Source organism: Paenibacillus hebaui (assembly GCF_051934385.1).
Taxonomy (GTDB): domain Bacteria; phylum Bacillota; class Bacilli; order Paenibacillales; family Paenibacillaceae; genus Paenibacillus.
The window spans coordinates 6,886,536-6,908,743 of record NZ_CP196836.1 but is presented as its reverse complement, the minus strand read 5'-3'; the positions used below and the strand labels follow the sequence as shown (position 1 = coordinate 6,908,743).

Genomic DNA, 22,208 nt, shown 5'->3' with positions numbered 1-22,208 from the left:
CTCAATATAAATCAATATATGGAATTGGAGATGTAATATAAATGACTGAGCAATTGTTTTCCCCCTATGCGTTAAAGGGACTTCAACTACATAACCGTGTAGTCATGGCACCGATGTGCCAATATTCAGTAACTGCGAAGGATGGCATCCCGAACGATTGGCATCAGGTTCACTATGTGAGTCGTGCCGTTGGAGGTACAGGACTGATCGTGATTGAGATGACGGATGTTGATCCGGATGGACGCATTACCGATAATGACTTGGGCATCTGGTCGGATGAACATATTCCTGCCTTTGCCAAACTCGTAGATGGAATGCACGCGTATGGCTCCAAGGTAGCCATTCAGATCGCGCATGCAGGACGAAAAGCGGAGGATGCGGATCAGCCAGTCGCTCCATCGGTGATCACTTTCCCAGGAGAGAGCTTCAAGACACCACGAGCGTTAAGTACGGTAGAAGTAGAAGCGATGGTGCAGAAGTTCGCAGACGGCGTTCGCCGCGCTGTACAGGCTGGAGTGGATGCCATCGAGCTGCACGGAGCACATGGATACCTTATTCACCAGTTCCACTCCCCGCTGATGAACCACCGTGAGGATGTGTATGGGCAGGATCTGTCCCGTTTCGGGGTTGACATTATTCGTGCGGTGAAAAAAGAAATGCCGGAAGACATGCCGCTGATTATGCGGATTTCGGCTGTAGAATACGCTGATGGCGGTTATGACATCGATCATACCATCAATATCGCTCGTGCCTACCAGGAGGCAGGCGTGGATATGTTCCACATCAGCTCTGGTGGGGAGGGACCTGCGGGACAACGGAAGCCGGGCAACTATCCGGGTTACCAAGTACCATTCGCCCGTCGTTTCCGTGCAGAACTGAACGTTCCTGTAATCGCGGTAGGCATGCTTGAGGATGCGGCATTGGCTCAAGCGGTGATCGGCAACGGTGATGCAGATCTGGTTGCGGTTGGCAGAGGCATGTTGCGTGATCCGTACTGGGCCAACCATGCGGCTTTGGCGTTGGGCGTAAGTAAGGATAAAGCAGCCATTGCGGAGCCATATTCCCGCGGATACTAAACTTACTCTGAATATATTTACACTTGCCACTCCGATGACAGAACAACCTTCCGATCGCTGTTAGTTCAATTTATATAGTAAAAAAGGCCACAGCACGGGGTAAACCTTATGCTGTGGCCTGATCTGGGTTAAAGTCAGCGTATACGCTCAAAACAGGTAGTTTTGATTTCATAACCTATTAGTGCGTGTTCAAAAAGACCGGTTTTCAGTACCGAGAAGATGGGATGAAGCTAGAAATGGAGTAGCGGAGCGTAGGGAAAACTACGTGAGCAACTACAATGTTTCCGAAGGAAACAACCTTCGCAAGCATCTACTTATTTCGGCTGAATTCCAACTTCGATGCTGAGGATGCCACTAGGCATTCTTCGTAATCAAAAGCGGACTTTTTGAACAACCTCTATTAGAAAATGTACTAATTTAACGTTCTCAGACGATCTCTAGTAGGTGAACACCAAAACTTGAATTAATTTGTAACAGCGGTAATGGCTGAGCCAGTTTTTCCAAAAAATTGTCCATTAACGTTACTACCGCCACCACTCCATTGAAGCATATAGTCTCCACCACGTATGCCTTGTTCGTAACCGTTTTCTAAATTTTTCCATGTTAAAGATTCTTTTCCGGGAATTTCTCTAGAAAAATATAATAATCCAGTATATTTGTGTGTCAAGCTAACGGTAACTGATTGGGTACTATAGTTTTTCATTAAAAGTTTAAGATGACCATATCCCGCATTTACAGTAAAGGATTTTTGTACAACTGCGCCTCCCGTTGCGGTATCGCCAATGGGGTTGTCCGTATCAATAACAAGTGGGCTTATCAAGTGATCTTCGATAAAAGGATTACTAATGGGACTTGCTATTACACTAGATTCAGGAATTACATTCTCCTGAGTTGTACTTGGTGGAGCACAAGCAGTCATCGCTGTTGTTGCCATAGCTAAAGATAATGTCGCAAAAAAAGCACTTTTTTTCTTCATGAGACGGATTGTAATATGAAGTGCGACACCTACTGAAAATAAAAAAATGGCTCATAGCCTGATTCGTGTAGAATGAAAGTTACCACACCAGCATTCACACAAGGAGAATCAGTCCATGAGTTATTCACATCTTAGCATAATCGAACGTAGCAAGCTAGAAATCCTCCACAAGCAAGGCCAAAGTTCACGAGCCATTGCAAAGGAACTGGGTAGACATCCTTCCACGATTTGCCGTGAGCTAGATCGTGTTGTTGCATCGCATCCCTATCAGGCAGAACAAGCTCAGAACGCTTATGAGGAGCGTCGTAAGGTTTCTGTCTCTCCAGGTAAATGGTCAGACGCCTTGGCTGCTTCACTGGAGGAAAAACTTGAGGCAACGTGGTCTCCGGAACAAATCACTGAACGTTTCCGCACCGAAGGCCGGCGTGCAGTCTCTTTCAAAACCATCTACCGCTGGATCTACGCTGGGCGCTTGGTTCGAGGTGTATTACAGGTTCTTCGACACAAGGGGAAGCGCCAGAAACCCGCAGAAACTCGCGGTAAATTCGCTATTGGTCAATCCATTTCAGATCGCCCCAAAGAGGTTCGTTCCCGTGAAACGTTTGGACACTGGGAACTGGATACCGTCGTATCGGGTCGTGGGAAAAGTAAAGGATGCGTAGCGACGTTGATTGAACGCAAAACACGCTTATATACCGCTGTTCTCATGCCCGACCGTACCGCTTTGTCGATGGAGATTGCGCTCGGTGTAGCTATATCACAGTACCCTACTGGGACCTTCCTCACAGCTACGGCTGATCGAGGAAAGGAGTTTGCATGCTATGCCAATCTGGAAACGACCCACAACCTGCACGTTTATTTTGCTGATCCGTATTCGTCTTGGCAACGCGGTTCCAACGAGAATGCAAACGGGTTGCTTCGAGAGTTTTTCCCTAAAGGTACCGATCTCGCTCAAGTGGAGGATGAAGATCTCGCCCATTCACTCGATCTAATGAATCACAGACCACGAAAATGCTTGGGTTGGAGAACCGCTCACGAATCTTTCACAGAGGAACTGTCGCACTTAGTTTGACAATCCGTCATGAAATTAATTCCTCCCTCATTTCTTCATTATGTATTAATTAGTTGATACTGTATCAAGTGTATACTAATAGTTAAATAACAATACTAAATGTGATTAATTAACTATAGTTAAATTAATTCCCAAAAAAGAACTTGAGAGTGTGAAAATATAGAGTTAATTTTTACAACCTATCCTAGAAAAAGAACATGATTCCCTATATTTTAACATCTGCATACGTCGGTGTACCAGATTCGAAAGCTCCTCAAGGAATGGAGCATGACAGGCAAGCTGGAGTACAATATGAACCGCTATCGGCTGTTATCGGGTAATTTGGTGAGTGATGTGGAACAATTTGAACAGGGGACAGCTTACGCTGCCGTTACGTCAGACAATATGGATCAACTGAGGCGTAAATATACCGCACTCGTATGGACATGGTCGAATGGAACATGAGGCATGGACGTGGCAAGGAAGCTATTGAACAATTAACGGAGTTACAGGAACGAGAGCCTTATGCTGAAGAAATCTGTCGACTGATGATGGAAGTGTATGCGTCCATGGACGATCAGCAGGGAATACGCCGTTTGTATCATTCATTTACATTGACCCTGGATGAGGATCTGGGACATCAGCCCGAACCGGAAACAAGCAGGCTATATCATAATCTGACCGAAAAATAAGAATAAGCTCAGGCAGGAGGATGAGGCATGAAGCTATTCATACACCGCAAAGATCTGCGAACGGATGATCTGACCGCATTCGATTATCTGCGGAACCAGGAAGAAGAGAGTGTACATCTACTCATCTATGATCCTTTTCTCCTGCGGCAGGGTCGTGCGAAGGAACATAGTGGCGTGAATTTTCTACGCCATGCAGTAGAGCTTGGTGAGCAGTACCGAAAAGCAGAGCGAAAGCTGCATGTCGCTCATGGCAAACCGGTCGAAGTGATTGATTACCTTCTAAACCATTTGAAAGGAGAGATCGATGAGGTTGTTGTTCATCGCGACATGACTCCCTATGCGATAGAGCGGGACAGGGGCATACGCAAAGTAACCGAGACGTATGATGTGACGTTTACACAACTGGTGGATCATCTGCTGCTGGATTTAGCTGGATTCGCTGATTTCACGGGTAAATCAGAGCCTTATAAAGTATTTGCCGCCTTTCACCGACGGTGGGTGGAATTTATGAATGAGCACCCTAACCCTTCTTCGGCAACAACGGTTGCGGATATAAATGTGAGTGATCGTCCGATCGAATGGCCAAATTCGATGCGGGTACCTCAGGATTTGTTGGAGTGCAGTGTATCGAATTACGAGGACCCGCACCTGCTGCTGGATCAATTTCTATCCGATCGAATTGCAGAATATGGTGATCATCGGGATGAATATGAGGCTTACGAACCGAGCCATCTCAGTTCCTACGTAGCTGTGGGTGCTGTATCCATTCGCAAGATGTACGATGCAGCGAGTCGTACAGCTGAGGCTGGGGAATGGATCAGACAGTTGTGCTTCCGCGACTTTTATCTGTATCGAGCAGTATATGAGAGTCATTATTTTACATATGAAAAGGTGTATGATCTCTCGGCACTCCACGAAGTTCATTTTGAACGGTGGTGCAAGGCGGAGACAGGCATTCCGATCATTGACGCAGCGATGACAGAGCTGAACGAGACCGGGCATATGCCCAACCGTCTGCGGATTCTGACGGCGATGTTCCTCACCAAAAATCTGCAATGCCCGTTCACACTGGGGGAAGTGTATTTCAGGCGGAAGCTGAGTGACTATGATCATATTCAGAACCGCGGTAACTGGCTATGGTGCGCCTCGCTTGGTGAGAATGCAGCTCCGTATTTTCGGGTGAATAATCCGGTAACGCAATCGGAGAAGTATGATCCTCAAGGGGACTATATTCGCAAGTGGCTGCCTGAACTGAAGGATCTCCATAGCAAGGACATCCATCAGCCACGCAAGGATGCCATTGTGGATCTGAAGGTATCCAGGCAGACGGCTATAGAGGTCTATAAACAAATTCTGGCGAGTCGAGAGAAGTAAGAGGTGTCCCTAAGGAGAGGCTTCATTGTATTCGTCAACCGTCATCACTCGGATATCGGTTTAGGTAGGTTTGGGTTCAAATTTAACCTTTTTCACCATTTTCATCCTGTTAAACCAACAATTTTTTTGGTTGGAGGCATGATGTTCCACAGACCGCGTACTCGCGGTCTTTTTTACATATATAGACATGAAAAAAGTGTGAAATCCAATTGAAAATTTAGAGATTGTTAAGAAAATGGACTATCCATCTTAAGCAATATGGCTTTTAATAGATAGAGAGCTTTATCGTACTAAGTCATTTCTGACATATTGACGAATATATGAAGGAGAAAAGCTAAACATGAGTGAAACATTGAAAAGAGAGCGAATTCCGGAGCTGAATCTGGTACGTGCCCTGGCCATTATCGGCGTGCTGTGCGTGCATTCCACTTCTTACGCGACGGTAGACATGACTGGTTCGGGATATTACTGGCTGTACAATTTTATTAATATCTTTATGAAATATGGTACGCCAACCTTTATTTTTATGAGCAGTTTCGTGCTGTTCTATAATTATTATTCCCGTCCGCTGGACAAGAAACTTGTCAGTAACTTTTACAAGAAAAGATTTGTGTATATTTTGCTTCCGTATTTCCTGTTTTCATTGATATATTTTGTTTTGGTGCATATCACGCATTATCAGGGCCGACCGTTCGGTGAATCTGCAGTGAGTTTCATTACGAAATTGTTCACAGGCAAAGCTTATACGCATCTGTACTTTGTTTTTATTAACATGCAATTCTATCTGTTATTCCCATTGGTGTTATGGCTGCTCAAGAAGTATCCTTCAGTGGTGAAATGGTCTGTACCGATTGGATTACTGATTCAATGGGCATTCATCGTAAGTAATAAATATGGATTTCAGGTACCCAATAAGGGAAGCTGGGCTTTCTCGTACTTTTCCTACTTCATGCTGGGTGCCTTTCTCGGGGTGTATTTCCCTAAAATCAAGCAATGGTTTGTCATCAGTCGGGCCAATGCCACCAAAGGGCGTGTAGCTTCATGGATTCTGCTCTGGGCTGTGTGGATCATTGCCGGACTTGGCCATGTGTATATCTATTATCTGCTGCGTCTGAAGATTGCAACCTATAATACGCTATGGTACGAATTCTTCTGGAATGTGCATACCTTCGCCTGTGCGCTGGTGCTCATTCAGATTGCTTATCTGCTCTATCGCAAAGGGCCAACGTTGATCGTCAAGCCGCTGAATCGCCTTGGAGCGCTGTCCTTTGGCATCTATCTGATCCATCCATTCTTCCTGCTGGTGTATCGTGAATTTCCGCCACAAACCGGGGTTTCCTGGTTGAATCATCTGTGGTACGCCGGAGGATTCGGTGTAGCTCTGATCGCCTCCTGGATCGTGGTTGGATTGACGGCAAGATTCGTTCCGTTTGCCTGGGTTATCTTCGGCAATCTGCCGAAACCCAAACCGCGTCTGGTACCACAACAGAACTCGGGACAACTCGACGTTCGTTAAATTTTTATGCCAATACAGGAATAATAAACCGTTTCTTGGTCGACCTTAGGGTTGAGCGGGGAGCGGTTTTTTGGATTTAATAAATGCCCATTATATGGGGAACGAGTGTTTCTTTTTCATAAGTGAGGGGTAATCATAAGGCGGAACGATAATAGATTATGGTGAAGCAAAGAGGTTAGAACCAGCGGAAATAATTCAAGTTCATTTTTAACGAATATAAAGAAACTTCAAAGAACAGGATCAAGGTGAGAACAATGACAAGATGTGAACAATGCGGGAAAACGATGCAGGATATATTGGAATATGTGGAGCACATTCTTCATGAATGTGGAGAAGTACAGGAGTATAAGGTAAAGGACTACCAGCCATCGGGCTATGAGTGTGTTCGTGACCAGATGTGATACAATAGAAAGAAACCGGATTCATACGGAACCGAGGTGACAATATGGAGACGGGCTCAGCCCCTTTCCGGCAGGAAATGACGGAACATGAAGCGCGACTGACCAAGACATGTATGTATTGTGGGCAAAAGCGACCCTTGTCCGAGTTTCGGCGCAGAACCGGAAAGCGGACTGGTCCCGGAGCCAGACGTGGAGCCTGCCGTCGCTGTCGACAGCTCGGTGGTCAAGCTGATCAAGATAACACGTTAACCCAGCGCACAGGTAAGCCGATTGAGAGTCAAAGTGGTACCGCAGCGGCTCGGAATATAAGCGCCAATGCGTCTGCCTCTGCTAATCATGTAGCAGCTAGGATTGCTCATGCCATGGGGGGAACGCAGACTGTTATGCCTGCGTCAGAAAGACTTTTGGCATCACCACCGTCAGTAGATTCATCTTCTCCGAGCGAGAATGAACATGCTGAGTTGGTGACTTCTTCGGCTTCCTCTCCTCCGGGCAACCGAAAGAAGAGAAGGAGAAGGAGAAAGGCGAAGCGTCCAGAGAGTCACACTGGATCTGGACAAGCGGAGACGAGCCTGGAGCATGATGGCTCATCTGATGAGGTAATGGCTAATCCGCAGCCTAGCGAGCACAGGCGTGAGGAAGGGCATTCGCAGGGCCATGCTGCTGCGAATGAACGTGGCTCTGCACAGCGGACTGGCGCGCGAGCAGCCGCTGATGCAGATCAGGTCGCCGAGCAGGAGACTGCGGCGACCATGGGCGTGCTGCCGGCCGAGCCGCAAGGCCCGGCAGCAGAGCCAGTGGCTGCGGGTCAACAGACCGCAGCCAAACGCAAACGCAAGCGGCGCCGCAAGCGTGCTGCCGCGTTGCCGCCCGGCGCAGGGCAGGCCCGCAGCATAGCTGCTGAGGCCCATGCGCCGGCTCTGAGCGACCGTGGCGATGCCACAACGGTCGCTGCACGCACGGCGGCGGAGGCACAGCCTGCCGCCACCAGGCGCGAGCCTGGGCAAGCGCCGGGGGCTGCTGCGGAGGCAGGGCCTCCTGCGCCCGTGCGCCAGCCTGGCTCGCCAGGGTCCAAGCCGCGCCCGGCGCGCAAGGAGCGTGCGCCCAAGGCGGGCGGCGAAGATGCTGCCCGGGCCACACCAGCCGGGCAGCGGTCCGCTCTTGCCAGCCGTAGTCACGGTGCTGGCATGGAAAGTCGTCCCCGCCGTCATACGCCGGCGGCCCCGGCAGCGATCGACCCGGAAGATCCGGCATCGCTTCGGACCAACCGGCAAGGTATGGTGCGCATGCGCGGCAAGACGGACAAGGGTCGACGCTGGCATCAGGAAGTGGACATGGAACTTGCGGTCACGCTGGTCAAGGAAAAAGCTGCTGTGGTGGTCAATCGGTACACCATTCGCCGATTGTTCAGCAACAAGGATTTCAAGCGGTATATCCTGACCCGTGATAACAATACCTGTTATTTCTGTGGATCGTATGGAGACACGATTGACCATCTTCTTCCGCGGGCCAAAGGTGGACATACCACCCCGATCAACTGTGTCTGCGCCTGCAATCTGTGCAACCAGTCCAAAGCAGCGATGGATGCTGAAGAATTCATGCGTTCCGGTATTCCCGAGTGGAATGCTGCACATCAGGAAGAACTTAATGAGCTGGAAATGCAGGAAGCGCAGCTGGAATAAGCGATACGATGACCCTCAACACAGGTTAAATAAGGGTTTCCAATAGGAGAGCACACCAAGACAGAAGAGGTCGGGGTGTGCTCTTTGTGTTTCAGTTTTCCGCTGTGATTGAATATTTCTTCAAATTGACAACAGTGCAGAGTGAAGATGTACGTTATACTGGGAGGAAGTTGGTAAAGATGCTTCATCATCCTTATGGATGATGGAATGACATAGTGAACACATCAAACCTGAGAACTTAGACTGTACAGATTGGATGGATGCAGATGACCCCGGCAGCATTGGACATAATGTCCTATATTACCGAAGAGAATATTCGTTTCTGGCTGGAGAAATTTCGCTCCTTGGGCCCATTACCGGGTATCCTGCTGACGTTTATGAAATCATTTGTGCCGCCGCTTCCTACGCTGTTGATTGTTGGCGTTAACGGTGCGGTATACGGTCTGTGGGCAGGATTTTTATACTCATGGATTGGCATGGTGATCGGCTGTACCGTTACGTTCCTGATTGTTCGGGAGATCGGAAAATCAGCCTTTGTGGAACGGTGGGCGCGCAAACCTCGCGTGCAGCGAAGCATGGTATGGATTCGGAGAAACGCGTTCAGTTATGTGTTTCTGCTAAGTATCTTCCCGGTAGGCCCGTTCGTGATTATTAATGTGGCGGCAGGTATCGCGCGAATGAGATTGCTATCCTTCCTGCTCGCTGTAGGCTGTGGCAAAGCCATTATGATTTTCTCTGTTACGTATATTGGCTCCAATGTGGAACAATTTCTGGAGCACCCTGTGCGATGGGTAGGCGTATTACTCTTCATTGCGGTATCCCTGTGGGCAAGCCGAAAACTGGAGCGTCACTTCACTCGGTCAACGTCAGATCGAGAGGAACTAAATGAGCTGAACCAACCCTCAGGCAAGTCTATTTCTTCTTAGTTGTGGGATGTAATGGTAAAATTGAGTGGTATCTAAGTATTTTACGGAGATGGCGACCTGTTAAAAGGGGGTTCCACATGATTGAAAATATCTTTGATTTTGATGAAGAGCTGCACCGTATGAATGAGGAAGAGCTGCGTTCGTTATTGCGAATGCTATACCTCAGGGCAGACATGGCAGTCAGTCATCAGACAGCGGAGGAACATTCAGTTCATTTTGCAGTGAAAATACAAAAGATTTTTGAGCAGTTAGGCGAGGATCGGAAGCAAGCGGAGCGACAAAGGCTTGAGACACAGAAGCCTCGTGAAATGCATATTGCGATAGGGGAATCGCCGCTAGGTAGCATTAAGGTTGCCATGGGTAGCGTTCCTGGACGCTCGGAGCGACGTTTTTTTTCTATGAATGACTACTATGCGATTGGTCCATTGGGCGATCTTATTAATAAGGTGGTTTTACAACGTAGACACCTCTGGTTATTGGAGCGACTCCATCTAAGCGAACACGGAAGCTATGCTACCGAAGGTATAGATGAGCTGCTTCAGCTAAATTCTGTGCTGAGTTCCATTGATGAAGAGACCAGAATAACCATTTGGTATGCAAATAATGCTCATGAGAGAACAGGGCTCCTGTATGCCATGCATTTGCTGCGCAACAGGCAGAGTCCTGTTTATCTGATCGAGACAAGTGAGCTATATCAGGAATTATTCAATACCTCAGATACCCAATATGATGTTTTGAGAACAGGTGAGATTGTTTCAGAGAAGTTGTTAGCCATGTGGCACCACTGTGTGAATGCAGAGCCTATGTCTTCAGAGGAACGCAAGCGTATGGAGCATGAGTGGGATTGGCTGGCTAAACAGCCTGGTCTTCTGAGATTAATGAAGGATGGTATGATCCAGAGCATGTCCGAAGATGGGATTGATGAGTTCATTATGCAGAAGGTCAGAGAGATTACGTTAACCGGACAATCTGGTGAATTCATAAAATGCGCCCGTGTTGTTGGTGAAGTCATGGGTTATCTAGAACAAGCGGTAGGAGACGCATTTATTGAATATCGGATACGCCAACTTGTGCTACAGGGCCGACTGGAAATGGAGGGCAAGCCCCATGCAATGCGTTTCTACAGTATCCGGCTTGCTGAGTAACTGAATGGACTGTTTTCAGGAAGAAATGGTAGACTTCTAGAGATGATGGGTATGTGAATACATGGGTTAAGATCATAGAAGATGAACATGGGAGGTATTTTATGCTTATATTAGAAGAAATTACGAAAAAGTTGGAAGAAGCAGCTCAATTTGGATTTAACTATGTCCCTGCTGAGAGTGGAAGAACAGACATTATGATACAGCGATTTGAAGACTTTGCTGTCTTGGCAGGAAAGCAAAATGTAGGCAATATGTATTACTCGACCTCTATGATAACGGAGGATATGGTGGAGGCATTGGCGTTTAATCAGGAGAGGTTGGCACACCTACCTGAATCGTATGTGGAATCGATTCATTACGAGTTGTCTCTGTATGAGGGCAACCTTAATGAGATTCGGAAACTGGTAGGAAGTCTATACGAGTTGGAGTTTTTCTACGTTTGTCAGGGAGTGATCTATTCACACTATGTGGGAGTTGATTTTGATATCCCTGATCCGGCTGGGTATTTAGACGCTCTAGTACAAAGAGATCAGCACAAGCTTGAAGCATATGGTGAATAAGGAAATGGCATAGAGAAGGCTTTGAAGCTCTATACTTCCAGCCTCTCATGAAACGAAATAGACTGTTCTCCGGTATGTTTCTCATACTTGTCCGGGGAGCAGTCTATTTGTTCATGAGGGTTTACTGGACCGACTTCTCTATGCATTGTCCAATTACATGCTCCTTATCTTTGTCATATCCTTCATAACGGCCTTTCCTTCCAAATTTCCATCAGTGGTCCATCCTGCCCATAGACCGGATCGGTATCCGGGATCGGAACCTCTCGAATTTCCTGAAGAGCCTTGAGCCGCTCGCCTTTCTCGCCTGTCCGTGTGTTGTAACTCATGCCACCCGGATAAGCACCGGCAATACGAAAGTCAGTGCTGGACTCCAAACGTTTATGCCCTGTTCCAGCAGGAAGCACCACAACATCGCCGGTCTGGAGGTAGACTTTCTGTCCATTCTCCCCGCCCAGAATCAGCTGCACGAATCCACTCACCACAGCAAGAGCCTCATGAGCGTTACTATGATAATGATGATAATTGAACACACCATTCAACCAGCTGTTTCCCCAGCCATTACGGTTTAGCAATGATTCAGCATGCAAGGCATCTTCTGCCCATACGTTTTTATACAAAAGTACAGGCAGGGTCGGATGATTGGGAATTACGCCGTTGTCCTGAAGGAACAATGTCTCTATGTTCTTTTTCCGTTCATTCATCTCCTATCACCTCACTATAAATTACCCGAGAACCTCAAGGGCGAACAAAAAAACAAGGGTAAAGTAAGAAAAGATATCATGTCAAGACTATACGTAGTACATATACTCTACAACAAGGGAAACGCGCAGTTCCATTATCGATATGGCAAGATAAGCAGTTCCAGCAGTATAAAACGCACAAAAAAAGCCAGGGAAGGGTGTATTGAGTAACACCTTCCTTGGCTTATTTGCGCCTCCGTCTCATTTTCGGTTTTCATCCGAACTAGGACAGTTAGGCTTTTTACATCTATCTATTGCACGAATCATCGTGCTGCCTGAATCACACCAAAAGGATCTAGTGGTCTTTTTTGATGTCAGCAATTTTATCCTGTACAGCACCTTTGGCTTTGTCTTTCTTACCCTCAGCCTGAAGGGATCTGTTGTTGGTTGCATTACCGATTTGATCCTTCACTTCGCCTTTGGCCTTGTTTACGCCTGCTTTGATTTTATCGCCAGTTGAATTACTCATATCGAACATCTCCTTCGTTGTCTGGTGTAGTCCTTATTAACCGGGATGTCGGCATTCTAAACGTTCGCATTTGGAAGTGAGCCAAACTTTCTTTTCATATTCTGTCAGAAATCTTCCCTGTAAAGAGTCGTATAAGTATAAGCATTGTACACAACGTGCTTCATTAACAGAATGGAAGGATGGTATGATATGACCAATTATATGGGGAATGGAGCGTATTGCTACGCTAATTCAGCGGCGATGCTGTTATCATCGATTGGAGAAAAGGTTGAGCCCAGTTTCCTTGAAGTGATTGGCGGTTTTTCACTGGGGGCTTTTCGAACGTTAAATGACATTCTTTATTTCGATAATTGTACTTCCAGCCCTGATCTGGCAGTCACTAAAGCGATGAGTATTTTAGGATTCAATGTACAAGAGAGTGTACAGGAATTGGGAACAGCGATGCGACTAGATGATCTAAAAGAATCCTTGGAGGAAGGGCCTGTAATGATTGGGCCGCTAGATATGGGTAAACTCGTTTATAACCCCAATTTTCCTAACCTTGGTGGCTGTGACCATTATGTATTGATATTGAAATTGGAGGGCAATGAGGTTTTGTTGCACGATCCTGCCGGCTTCCCAAATGTCTACTTAACGCTTGAGAAACTAGAAGAAGCCTGGCGGCATGAATTTCCATGGAGTAGTGGGGTGTATCGAAAATGGTGGCATCCAGAACGTGTTGAACACCCTGATCCAGAAGAGACTAACCGTCGTGCCTGTGCGTGGTTCCAGTCGCTTGTTATAGAACAGAACCAGGACACTGCCGCACACCAAGGAAGAACTGGATATTCGGCAATTCTTCACAAGGCAGATCAGATTCGTGGTGGAGAAATAGATGATCCTGAGTGGGCCCATTATGTATATTTTACGATGCCGGTAGGTTCACGGCGTGCACTGGATTACGCCTTGTATTTTGAAAAAATTCATCCTGTTCTATCAGCCTTGAAATATGCCCAATCTCTTCAATTTGGAGAATGCCAATCTCGTCTTGTCTCCCGAGATTGGGAAGCAGCTGCCACAATGATGAGGAAACTCGCACAGACGGAAGCGATGATTGAGGCAGAGATTTTGAAGATGAGGATCATTTAATATAAATGCTGTTTATCCAAGTGTAAGAGAGAAGGGAAGCAACATGGGAGACTCGGTTAACACAGGGCTGATCAGGCCAAGGGAAGATGAGGTGTTTGAGGATCGGACCAGCGAGCCAGATAGCTCGCTGGTTCATCGTGCCCAAACAGGCGATACAGGAGCTTTTGACGAGTTGGTACGGCGGTATCGTACACAATTATACGGTTATGTACGTGTGATAACACAGGACGCCTTTCTCGCAGAGGATGTTTTACAAGAGGCACTTATTCGTGCATTCATTCATGTAGGCCAACTGAAAGACACCGAACGAGTGCTGGGTTGGCTACATCGCATAGTGAGAAACCAGGCGTATTCCTATATGCAACGTCAGAAGCGCCAACGAGAACACTATTTATCTTCATTTATAAGCATGGAGCATTCAACCTATGGGCTATCATGGAGTGAACCAGACTCGCTGGACATGCTTTTGACTCAACGCATGAGTAGGACGGATGGTGGAGCACAAGAGCAAACGGATGACCCATATCATACTGTTGCTGATCGAGAGATGGAGAGTAATTTTTACAAGATGTTGGCTGAGTTAAATGAGAGAGATGAGCAGATATGCAAAAGTCATTGGATGGAACAATTGTCAACTCAGGAAATCGCGAGCCGATTCAACCTAGCACCTACGAATGTATATCAAATTTTATCTCGTTCACGTAAAAAAGTATCACAGTATCACATTTATCAATCTGTTGACGAGATGTTGATTGAAGAGAATTCACTTAGACCGAATCAAGTGATGCTGAAGGAGCCTCTTTCGTTCCGGCAACCTCGAACTTGGAATTCGGCAGCAGCGGCGATTTATGGAATGTTAAATTACGTCGGACAATCACCATCTCTTCCCATGGTTATGGGATTGAGTGGTCTGGCCTTTCGCTTAACTATTCTGCCTGGAGACATACATATCGCGGGTCCAACTGCCTACAATTTTAAAGAGGTACTTGCAAGAGGGGTTCGCCATATGGGATATCTCCCTTATGCAGTTGAAGCCGTTGCACGCGAAGTGGGCATCAACGCTAATTTGGCTGACCCTTCGTTGCTCAAGGAGAATGCAAAGGAAAAAAGGTTACTCCATTCAAGGCTCGTTCGAGCCCTTTCCTTGATTCGATACTCTATTCATCGGGGAATCCCGGCAGTTGTATGGGATTTGAATATTCCCGAATTTGGATTAATCTATGGTTATGATGATGAAGTACGTACACTATACGGTGCAGATTTCATCAAATCTGGAACAATTCCTTATGATCATATAGGACGAGGTGTGAACCAGGAGGTGTTCGTCCTGGTAGTGGAATCGGCTGGCATGTCACGCGAGATCAATATTCGCGCAGCACTGACGGATATATTGGCTCATTATCGGGGAGATGACCCATACACTCTGCTGAACACAGTAAGTGCTATCGCTGCATACGCTGCATGGCGAGATGCCTTAATACAAGGGCGAGTTGAGCCGAACGGACATGCCTATAACTTGGCAGTTTTGTGGGATGCGAGATATTATGCCAGTGAATTTTTCAAAGAACTATCTCAACGATGGGCAGTGGATTCTCGTTATAAGGCCTTGATTCCATTTTGCCACCAGGCGGAAGGCTTATATCGTATGATCACAGAGAGGTTACTCGTTCTGGTGCGATTGTTCCCGTTCCCCGATGGAGGACAGCCGAACATGAAGAACCAGGCAGATCAGGCCATATCGATCTTAAATGAGGTGGAAGAGCTGGAGCGTTCAGCTATGGATGTTATAGAAGCGTTGCTGGGAGGCTTGGAGTTAGATGGATGGAATCACGATTAACGTTTGAATTGAATTTGTATTAACGATTTTGAGTATCTGACATGAAGATACATGACAATAAGATAAGTTTTCTTTATGTTTTTTTGCATTCGTGCCGCAATAGGTTCATACTTGTACAAGAAAAAGATGCCTTAAGAGAATAAGGCTGCTGCCATCGCTGCATAATAACGACAGTGACCAAATTCGTTGCATGAAATTCATGTTTTTGGAAAACGATTCCTGAAAATGGAGATCAAAAAATCCTTCCTTGTGTACATATCGCACATCTGGTCATATGTGATCTTGTCCTAATACCACATGTGGTAGGATTACAGATCTTAGACAGGAGGATCACCGATTCTAGCCTAGCTGCAAAGCTTGACAAAAAAATCGATTTTGTTACAATGTTCACAATATCTTCACAAGTGTAAAAAATTTCTTTTTCATGTTCATGTGTAAGAGGTGTAATATAGGGGTATAGAGTTCGGTTTCGGCCTGCTTGTCGTTTTGCGTCAACACATGTTGTTCCGCAATAGACCCAAGATACAATACATGATGTGGGAGCGGCCCTTGGGCTATGCTTATCCTATTGTGTGAAATTTGGTACATTTAGTTGTATTGATGTATTTATGGTTCGGCTCTGCTTGACAGGCATCATGAAAGTCGCGGACTTCTATCCCAAAGTAAAGGAGGACTTTCTCTTATGTCACAATCGCCTACTCAACAAGAGGTGCCAGTTACAGAAGGTGCCGACGTTTCCCAACGCCAGTCCTTGGACGTGCTGGATCAATTAATGAAGCCTGAGGTACAGGAGTCTTTGACCGTTCTGGTGGAGAACTTGCCTAAACTGGCTGAAATGGTTACTGCTATGACCAAAGCTTATGACTTTGCACAAAGTGTAGCTACAGACAAAGTTCTGATCAGCGACACAATGAGCGCAATGGGCGAGTTCGCTAAGCCTGTTGTAGACAAAGCTAAAGGTGTAGCTTCTGCTGCCATCGAAGCTAATGATCGTGCGCAAACAGAGCAAACTTCAGTTGGCTTGTTCGCTATGCTGAAAATGCTCAAAGATCCAAACGTACAACAATCGCTTCGTTTTGCTCAATCTTTCCTGAGCATCCTGAACGAGCGTCAACAACAGCAACGTTAAGATTAGAAGAACGGAGGATGGATATGTCGAAGCAAATTTTGATCTTGGGCGGAGGTTACGGTGGTCTGTTGACCGCGTTGACTGCGCGTCAATACCTGACACCGGAAGAAGCGACTATTACAGTCGTGAACCGTTACCCTACGCACCAAATTATTACGGAACTGCACCGTCTTGCAGCAGGAAGCATTGCTGAAAAAGCAGTTGCTCTTCCACTCGAAAAATTGCTGCGTGGTAAAAATGTGAACCTGAAAATCGATACGGTGGATACAATCAAGCCAGACGAGAAAAAAGTTCTCATGACCAGCGGCTCCACATACTCTTATGATGCCCTTGTCGTTGCTCTGGGCAGCGAAACGGCATTCTTCGGAATTCCTGGATTGCAAGAGTACAGCTTCACGCTGAAATCTGTTAGCGATGCAAACCGCATTCGTGCACATGTTGAAGCACGCCTTGATGCTTACAAACAGTCCGGCAACAAAGCAGACGCTACGTTTGTTATTGGTGGCGGCGGCTTGACAGGTATCGAGCTTGTTGGTGAATTCGCTGACCTGATCCCAGCTATATGCCAAGAAAAAGGGATCGACTTCAAAGAAGTTGCCCTGCATACGGTTGAAGCAGGTCCTTCCATCCTGGCAGGATTCCCGCCAGAGCTGGTTGAACGTGCCAAATCCAGCTTGGAAAAACGTGGCGTTAACTTCATTGTTGGCGTAGCGATTACCGAAATGAAAGAAAATGAAGTTCTGCTGAAAGACGGCAGCTCCATCCCTACGAACACGCTCGTATGGACAGGTGGCGTACAAGGCAACGCAGTTGTTGCTAACAGCGGAATTGAAGTGGATCGTGGCCGTGCAAAAGTTACAGAAGTTCTGCAATCCACATCCCACAAAGATGTGTTTGTTGCTGGTGACAGCGCAGTGGTCTTCCCTAGCGAAGGCGCTCGTCCATACCCTCCAACAGCACAACTGGCTTGGCAAATGGGTGAAACCATTGGTCACAACCTGGGCGTAATGTTCAAAGGTGGCGCAATGGAATCCTTCACACCAGTATTCTCCGGTACGCTGGGAAGTCTGGGTCGTAAAGATGCTGTCGGCATGATCGGTGGCAACCAGACTCGTCTGAAAGGTCTGCCTGCAACCATGATGAAAGAAGCAAGTAACATCCGTTACCTCGCTCATATTCACGGTTTGTTCGCACTGGCTTACTAATCTTAATGTTTTCAAGGGCGCCCTTCTGGGCGTCCTTTTTTGTTGTGGCGCAAGTTCAACTCTGATGCTGAATAACGGACAGTTCAAGAAGAACCGCGAATCTCCAGATGTGAAAAGGGTTCAGCATAAGTGGTCGATGTGAGGTCACGTATAAACCACATAGGGGATATGGTATATTAATGGGGTAACAGAAGACTCCATCTCTCATAGATGTTTTGAAGATGTGTATTAAATGGACATGAACCTGGCAGCCGGCGCTTAGAAGCGTCGGCTTTCGTTTAAATTATAGGATGACTATCTATAAATAGAAGGGACGGGGACTGGCAGAAAAGCCGTCCGTTCAACTGAGAGGAGAATGACGTATGAACGTATTGGTTATTGGAGCAAATGGACAGATCGGCAAGTTTTTGGTGGAGCGGCTGGTACAGGAAGGCCAACATAAAGTCACTGCCATGATCCGCAAACCGGAGCAGGCAGAGGCACTGAAGGAACTCGGTGCCAATGTGGTGATCGGTGATCTGGAGGGCAGTGTTGAGGACTTGGCCGAGGCCATGAAGGATCACAATGCAATCGTGTTTACAGCGGGCTCCGGCGGATCTACCGGTCAAGATAAAACGTTGCTTATTGATCTGGATGGCGCGGTGAAAACAATGGAGGCTGCACAGCTACAGGGGGTCTCCAGATTTATTCTGGTTAGTGCGTTTGGTGCAGATCAACGGGAGAAATGGTCGGATGCCATCAAGCCGTACTATGTGGCGAAGCATTATGCGGATCGTGCGTTGTTTGCTAGTGATCTGAATTACACCATTATCCGCCCAGGGGGTCTGAAGAATGAACCGGGTACCGGCAAGATTGCGGTAGGAACCGATCTGGAGCCTGGGAGCATCCCGCGTGAGGATGTAGCTCATGTGATCGCTGCTTCCTTGCAGGAAGAAAAGACATACCGTATGGCATTTGATCTGATTGCCGGGAATGACTCTGTAGAGGATGCTTTGGGAACATTATAATTGTTCATGTAATATAACGGGAGAATGTAATGATGGAATGAGGGGGAACTCTGCATGAATGAAGCCGTGCTGGTGATTGAGGATGAGCCCAAAATAGCACGCCTGCTTGAACTGGAATTACAGTATGAGGGATATCAGGTAGGTAAGGCAGGCAGTGGAACGGAAGGGTTGGAGAAGTATGGGGATGGGCAGTGGGATCTGATTCTGCTGGATATTATGTTGCCTGGACTGAGTGGAATTGAGGTGTTGCGCCGGATTCGTGCCAAGGATGCTACGGTTCCGATCATTATGCTCACAGCCAAAGACTCGGTGGAGGACAAAGTATCCGGTCTTGATCTCGGAGCCAATGACTACATCACCAAACCGTTCCGTATTGAAGAGCTGCTTGCCAGGGTGCGGGCAGCGCTGCGACTGAGTGCAGCCGCGTCCGCTGTTTCCTCTTCGGTCACACCGGATGCGGGGAATGAATCACCGGGTCAACAGACTGAAGATGAGGCGGGCTGGTTGACTGTTGCCGGGTTGAAACTGAATGAAGGGACACGCGAAATATCCCGAGATGGCGTCCCAATTGAGCTTACCCCGCGTGAGTTCGATCTGCTGGTGTATCTGCTGCAGAACCAACGTAAGGTGCTCAGTCGTGACCAGATAGTGCAGGCCGTGTGGGGTTATGATTATTATGGAGATACTAATGTGGTGGATGTGTATATCCGTTATGTGCGCAAAAAAGTGGATAATGGTTTCGCACTGCCCTTAATACATACCGTCCGGGGCGTCGGTTACGTCCTGAAGGAACAGTCATGAGCTTGCGTAGCAAAATTTACGGATACTCTTCCGTATTGTTCGCCGTGCTGCTAATTGCCGTGAACCTGTCGGTCTACATCGTGTTTGAACGGATGTCGATCGATAACGAGATTAGCCGGGTTGAAGCGGAAGCGGAGTCTATTGTCAAAGGAGTGCGTCAGTCTGCCGGCTCCATTCCGCCGGATGACTTGTTACGGGCCTACGCGCCCGTGAACGGCATGCTTCGGATCGTCAATGAAGACGGCACCAGCTCGCCGGTAACGACAACCGCAGCTTCGGAGCAGCTGAGCAAGCTTACTTATAAGTACGAAAGTGAGAAAAAAACGGAGTACACCCAAGTTGAACAGATTGGTTATGTGTGGGTTTCAGTACCCGTCATCTGGCCCGATGGGGAAGTTGTGAATGTGCAGGTCACGGAGAGTATCGCAGAGACCGAGAACCGTCTGTCTGTTCTCCGCACAGTATTAGTCGCGGTCACCATCATTGCCCTGATTCCGGCCATTATCTCCAGCCGGATTCTGGCGAATCGAATGACCAGGCCCATCCAGCAGATGACACGCACGATGAGTGACATTCAGTCCAGCGGCCAATTCAAGCGTCTTCCATTGGAGGAAGGATCGAAGGATGAACTGAAAACGATGGGACAGACGTTCAATCGGATGATGGATCTGCTCGAATCCAACTTTGAACGGCAGGAGCGATTCGTATCCGATGCATCGCATGAACTCAAGACACCTCTGACCATTATTGAGAGCTATGCAAGCCTGCTGCAACGGCGAGGGAAGGAGCGGCCCGAGGTGTTCGATGAAGCAGTGGAAGCGATTCTGTCCGAATCCGTCCGCATGCGGGAGATGACCGAGCAACTGCTACTGCTTGCGAAGCATCCAGAGCAGTGGAATGTGCAGCTGGAGCGTGTGGATATCACGAGACTTGTATCAGACTCCACCCGTGCATTTCGCGAAGCCTATCACCGCGAAGTCAGGTGTGATGATCCGGGTCCAATCTGGGCAATCAGCGATGAGAGTAAGCTGAAGCAGATGTTGTTTATTTTGCTGGACAATGCCCGGAAGTATAGTGAAGATGCGGTTGAAGTCAGGTTGGAAGTCAAGGGACAGGAGTGCGTAATTCGGATCGTGGATACCGGAATTGGTATGCGGGCGGACGAGCTGGTGAAGGTCTTTGACCGATTCTACCGGGTTGATCTGGCAAGAACACGCAGCGGAGGTGCAAGTGGTTCAGGTCTGGGATTATCTCTTGCCAAAGAACTTGCAGGTGCAGTGGGAGCACGGATTGAACTGACCAGCACCGAGGGTGAAGGCACCGAGGCTTCGATTATTTTGCCCCAATTGGTTCAGAACGGGCCGCTCTCATGAAATTCTCATCCTTCTCTTATATACTATATAAACTGAACTAAAGATTGTTCACACTGACACTACGATGACAGAACAACCTTCCAATCGCTGTTATCCCCAGATTTTTTCGATTCCCTTTTCTCAAGGGGAAAATCCGGGGATAAAGGCGAACGCTTTGCTTGTTCAGGTTATTTCTGTCCTCTCCGTTATTGTGTAAATGATTAGTTCAATTTATGTAGTAACCATTAGAACTAACTCAGAACGAGTATACAGCAAATGAACTTGGGCTATGGGAGAGCTATAAGGAGGAAACGTGATGACAGAGCATGATCCGCGACCACCAGAAATGAAACGGGATGTACAGGGGAACAGCGGTTGGGCGAGATCGCGAAGATCACTTTGGTGGGGTGCAGGGCTTCTGGTTGTGCTAATTGCTGTAGCTGTGGCTTGGTGGAAGCCTTGGCAATCGACTCGCGTGGTGCTTACGGCAGAGGCGGCAGCTCAATCCGTATTGGACCAATATCCGGGGGAGATTGTTAATTCCACGTTGAAGGACGGGATGTACATCATGCAGCTTCGATCGGAGACCGGGTTGTATGATGTGCAGGTCGATGCCGTCACAGCAACCGTGAATTCGATCAAACGGCTGGAGTCTAACCCGCAAGCAGAAGAGAAGACATTGTGGAGCCGCGAGCAAATCAAGACAGAGTTGCTGAAACAAACGAATGACCAATTGGTCTCGCTTGAGCTTATGGAGCAGCAAGGCAGTCCAGTATACACCGCTGTAGTGAAGGCAAAGGATAACAGCCGTGAAGAACTCACGATTGATCCATATACGGGAGAGACATTATCCTCCAAAACAATAAAGGCCCCGGCAACTGAACCGACAAAGGGAGACTCCAAGCCCCAGTTTCTGAGCGAGAAGCAAGCGAAACATAAGGCGCTGGCGGAGGTTCCTGGGGAAGTGGATGATATTGAACTTCGCGGAACCAATAGTGGGAATCCGTATTATCTGGTTGAAATTGATCTGGAAGATGGCCGGGAGGCCATTGTACAGGTGAATGCCATCTCAGGAGCGATCCGGTCCGTTACCTGGGATAAGGACGAGGATTAAAGCTGAGCACTCTCCTCATTTTCTCAT

General features: G+C 47.5%; 22 protein-coding genes. 19 read left to right on the top strand and 3 right to left on the bottom strand.

Features of this window, described 5'->3' with window-relative positions; all coding sequences use genetic code 11:
- Nucleotides 1-41 precede the first annotated feature (41 nt).
- Entirely contained in the window at nucleotides 42-1,076 is a 1,035-nt protein-coding gene (locus tag ACR32F_RS31065) for an NADH:flavin oxidoreductase/NADH oxidase (protein WP_440114361.1), read from the top strand.
- Between the two features lie 463 nt (nucleotides 1,077-1,539).
- Here ACR32F_RS31065 and ACR32F_RS31060 read toward each other — a convergent pair whose 3' ends face one another.
- Entirely contained in the window at nucleotides 1,540-2,052 is a 513-nt protein-coding gene (locus ACR32F_RS31060; protein ID WP_440114359.1) for a hypothetical protein, read from the bottom strand.
- Between the two features lie 115 nt (nucleotides 2,053-2,167).
- On the opposite strand from ACR32F_RS31060, the gene ACR32F_RS31055 reads away from it, so the two are divergent.
- From ACR32F_RS31055 to ACR32F_RS31010, 10 genes are all read left to right on the top strand, one after another.
- Nucleotides 2,168-3,124, top strand: a complete 957-nt coding sequence (locus ACR32F_RS31055; protein ID WP_440108877.1) for an IS30 family transposase — start codon at nucleotides 2,168-2,170, stop codon at nucleotides 3,122-3,124.
- Between the two features lie 267 nt (nucleotides 3,125-3,391).
- Nucleotides 3,392-3,568 (top strand): hypothetical protein, encoded by a 177-nt coding sequence (locus ACR32F_RS31050; RefSeq protein WP_440114356.1) that lies wholly within the window; start codon nucleotides 3,392-3,394, stop codon nucleotides 3,566-3,568.
- Complete coding sequence (locus ACR32F_RS31045; protein WP_440114354.1) at nucleotides 3,565-3,795, top strand: bacterial transcriptional activator domain-containing protein; 231 nt, start codon at nucleotides 3,565-3,567, stop codon at nucleotides 3,793-3,795. Before ACR32F_RS31050 ends, ACR32F_RS31045 begins: the two co-directional genes overlap by 4 nt.
- Nucleotides 3,796-3,822: 27 nt before the next feature.
- Nucleotides 3,823-5,169, top strand: coding sequence for a cryptochrome/photolyase family protein (locus ACR32F_RS31040; protein WP_440114351.1), 1,347 nt, complete (start codon nucleotides 3,823-3,825; stop codon nucleotides 5,167-5,169).
- Nucleotides 5,170-5,509: 340 nt separating this feature from the next.
- Nucleotides 5,510-6,685, top strand: a complete 1,176-nt coding sequence (locus ACR32F_RS31035; protein ID WP_440114348.1) for an acyltransferase — start codon at nucleotides 5,510-5,512, stop codon at nucleotides 6,683-6,685.
- 254 nt (nucleotides 6,686-6,939) lie between these two features.
- Nucleotides 6,940-7,086: a hypothetical protein gene (locus ACR32F_RS31030; RefSeq protein WP_440114345.1), complete on the top strand. Its 147-nt coding sequence runs from the start codon at nucleotides 6,940-6,942 to the stop codon at nucleotides 7,084-7,086.
- A 44-nt stretch (nucleotides 7,087-7,130) separates the two neighbouring features.
- Nucleotides 7,131-8,768: an HNH endonuclease gene (locus ACR32F_RS31025; protein ID WP_440114343.1), complete on the top strand. Its 1,638-nt coding sequence runs from the start codon at nucleotides 7,131-7,133 to the stop codon at nucleotides 8,766-8,768.
- 266 nt (nucleotides 8,769-9,034) lie between these two features.
- Nucleotides 9,035-9,694, top strand: coding sequence for a TVP38/TMEM64 family protein (locus tag ACR32F_RS31020; RefSeq protein WP_440114340.1), 660 nt, complete (start codon nucleotides 9,035-9,037; stop codon nucleotides 9,692-9,694).
- Between the two features lie 77 nt (nucleotides 9,695-9,771).
- On the top strand, nucleotides 9,772-10,839 hold the full coding sequence (locus ACR32F_RS31015; RefSeq protein WP_440114337.1) for a DUF1835 domain-containing protein: 1,068 nt from the start codon (nucleotides 9,772-9,774) through the stop codon (nucleotides 10,837-10,839).
- A gap of 101 nt (nucleotides 10,840-10,940) precedes the next feature.
- The gene (locus tag ACR32F_RS31010; protein WP_440114334.1) at nucleotides 10,941-11,399 is read left to right on the top strand and encodes a hypothetical protein; all 459 of its coding nucleotides are present in this window, start codon (nucleotides 10,941-10,943) and stop codon (nucleotides 11,397-11,399) included.
- Between the two features lie 182 nt (nucleotides 11,400-11,581).
- On the opposite strand, the gene ACR32F_RS31005 is transcribed toward ACR32F_RS31010, so the two are convergent.
- Nucleotides 11,582-12,100, bottom strand: coding sequence for a cupin domain-containing protein (locus ACR32F_RS31005; RefSeq protein ID WP_440114331.1), 519 nt, complete (start codon nucleotides 12,098-12,100; stop codon nucleotides 11,582-11,584).
- Nucleotides 12,101-12,434: 334 nt separating this feature from the next.
- Entirely contained in the window at nucleotides 12,435-12,608 is a 174-nt protein-coding gene (locus ACR32F_RS31000; RefSeq protein WP_091012520.1) for a CsbD family protein, read from the bottom strand.
- A gap of 189 nt (nucleotides 12,609-12,797) precedes the next feature.
- Between ACR32F_RS31000 and ACR32F_RS30995 the strand changes: the two genes are divergently transcribed.
- The 8 genes from ACR32F_RS30995 to ACR32F_RS30960 all read left to right on the top strand — a co-directional run bounded on the left by ACR32F_RS30995 (nucleotide 12,798) and on the right by ACR32F_RS30960 (nucleotide 22,181).
- Entirely contained in the window at nucleotides 12,798-13,736 is a 939-nt protein-coding gene (locus ACR32F_RS30995) for a hypothetical protein (RefSeq protein ID WP_440114329.1), read from the top strand.
- A 43-nt stretch (nucleotides 13,737-13,779) separates the two neighbouring features.
- Nucleotides 13,780-15,573, top strand: coding sequence for an RNA polymerase sigma factor (locus tag ACR32F_RS30990; RefSeq protein ID WP_440114327.1), 1,794 nt, complete (start codon nucleotides 13,780-13,782; stop codon nucleotides 15,571-15,573).
- Nucleotides 15,574-16,255: 682 nt separating this feature from the next.
- Nucleotides 16,256-16,702 (top strand): DUF1641 domain-containing protein, encoded by a 447-nt coding sequence (locus tag ACR32F_RS30985; protein WP_440114324.1) that lies wholly within the window; start codon nucleotides 16,256-16,258, stop codon nucleotides 16,700-16,702.
- A 23-nt stretch (nucleotides 16,703-16,725) separates the two neighbouring features.
- On the top strand, nucleotides 16,726-17,907 hold the full coding sequence (locus ACR32F_RS30980; RefSeq protein ID WP_440114321.1) for an NAD(P)/FAD-dependent oxidoreductase: 1,182 nt from the start codon (nucleotides 16,726-16,728) through the stop codon (nucleotides 17,905-17,907).
- Between the two features lie 362 nt (nucleotides 17,908-18,269).
- Complete coding sequence (locus ACR32F_RS30975) at nucleotides 18,270-18,914, top strand: SDR family oxidoreductase (RefSeq protein ID WP_440114319.1); 645 nt, start codon at nucleotides 18,270-18,272, stop codon at nucleotides 18,912-18,914.
- Nucleotides 18,915-18,968: 54 nt separating this feature from the next.
- Entirely contained in the window at nucleotides 18,969-19,715 is a 747-nt protein-coding gene (locus ACR32F_RS30970; RefSeq protein ID WP_440114316.1) for a response regulator transcription factor, read from the top strand.
- Entirely contained in the window at nucleotides 19,712-21,088 is a 1,377-nt protein-coding gene (locus ACR32F_RS30965) for an ATP-binding protein (protein ID WP_440114313.1), read from the top strand. The genes ACR32F_RS30970 and ACR32F_RS30965 overlap by 4 nt, the downstream gene beginning before the upstream one ends.
- Nucleotides 21,089-21,383: 295 nt before the next feature.
- Nucleotides 21,384-22,181 carry a PepSY domain-containing protein gene (locus tag ACR32F_RS30960; protein ID WP_440114310.1) on the top strand — a complete coding sequence of 266 codons (798 nt, stop codon included), beginning with the start codon at nucleotides 21,384-21,386 and terminating at the stop codon, nucleotides 22,179-22,181.
- Nucleotides 22,182-22,208: the final 27 nt, after the last annotated feature.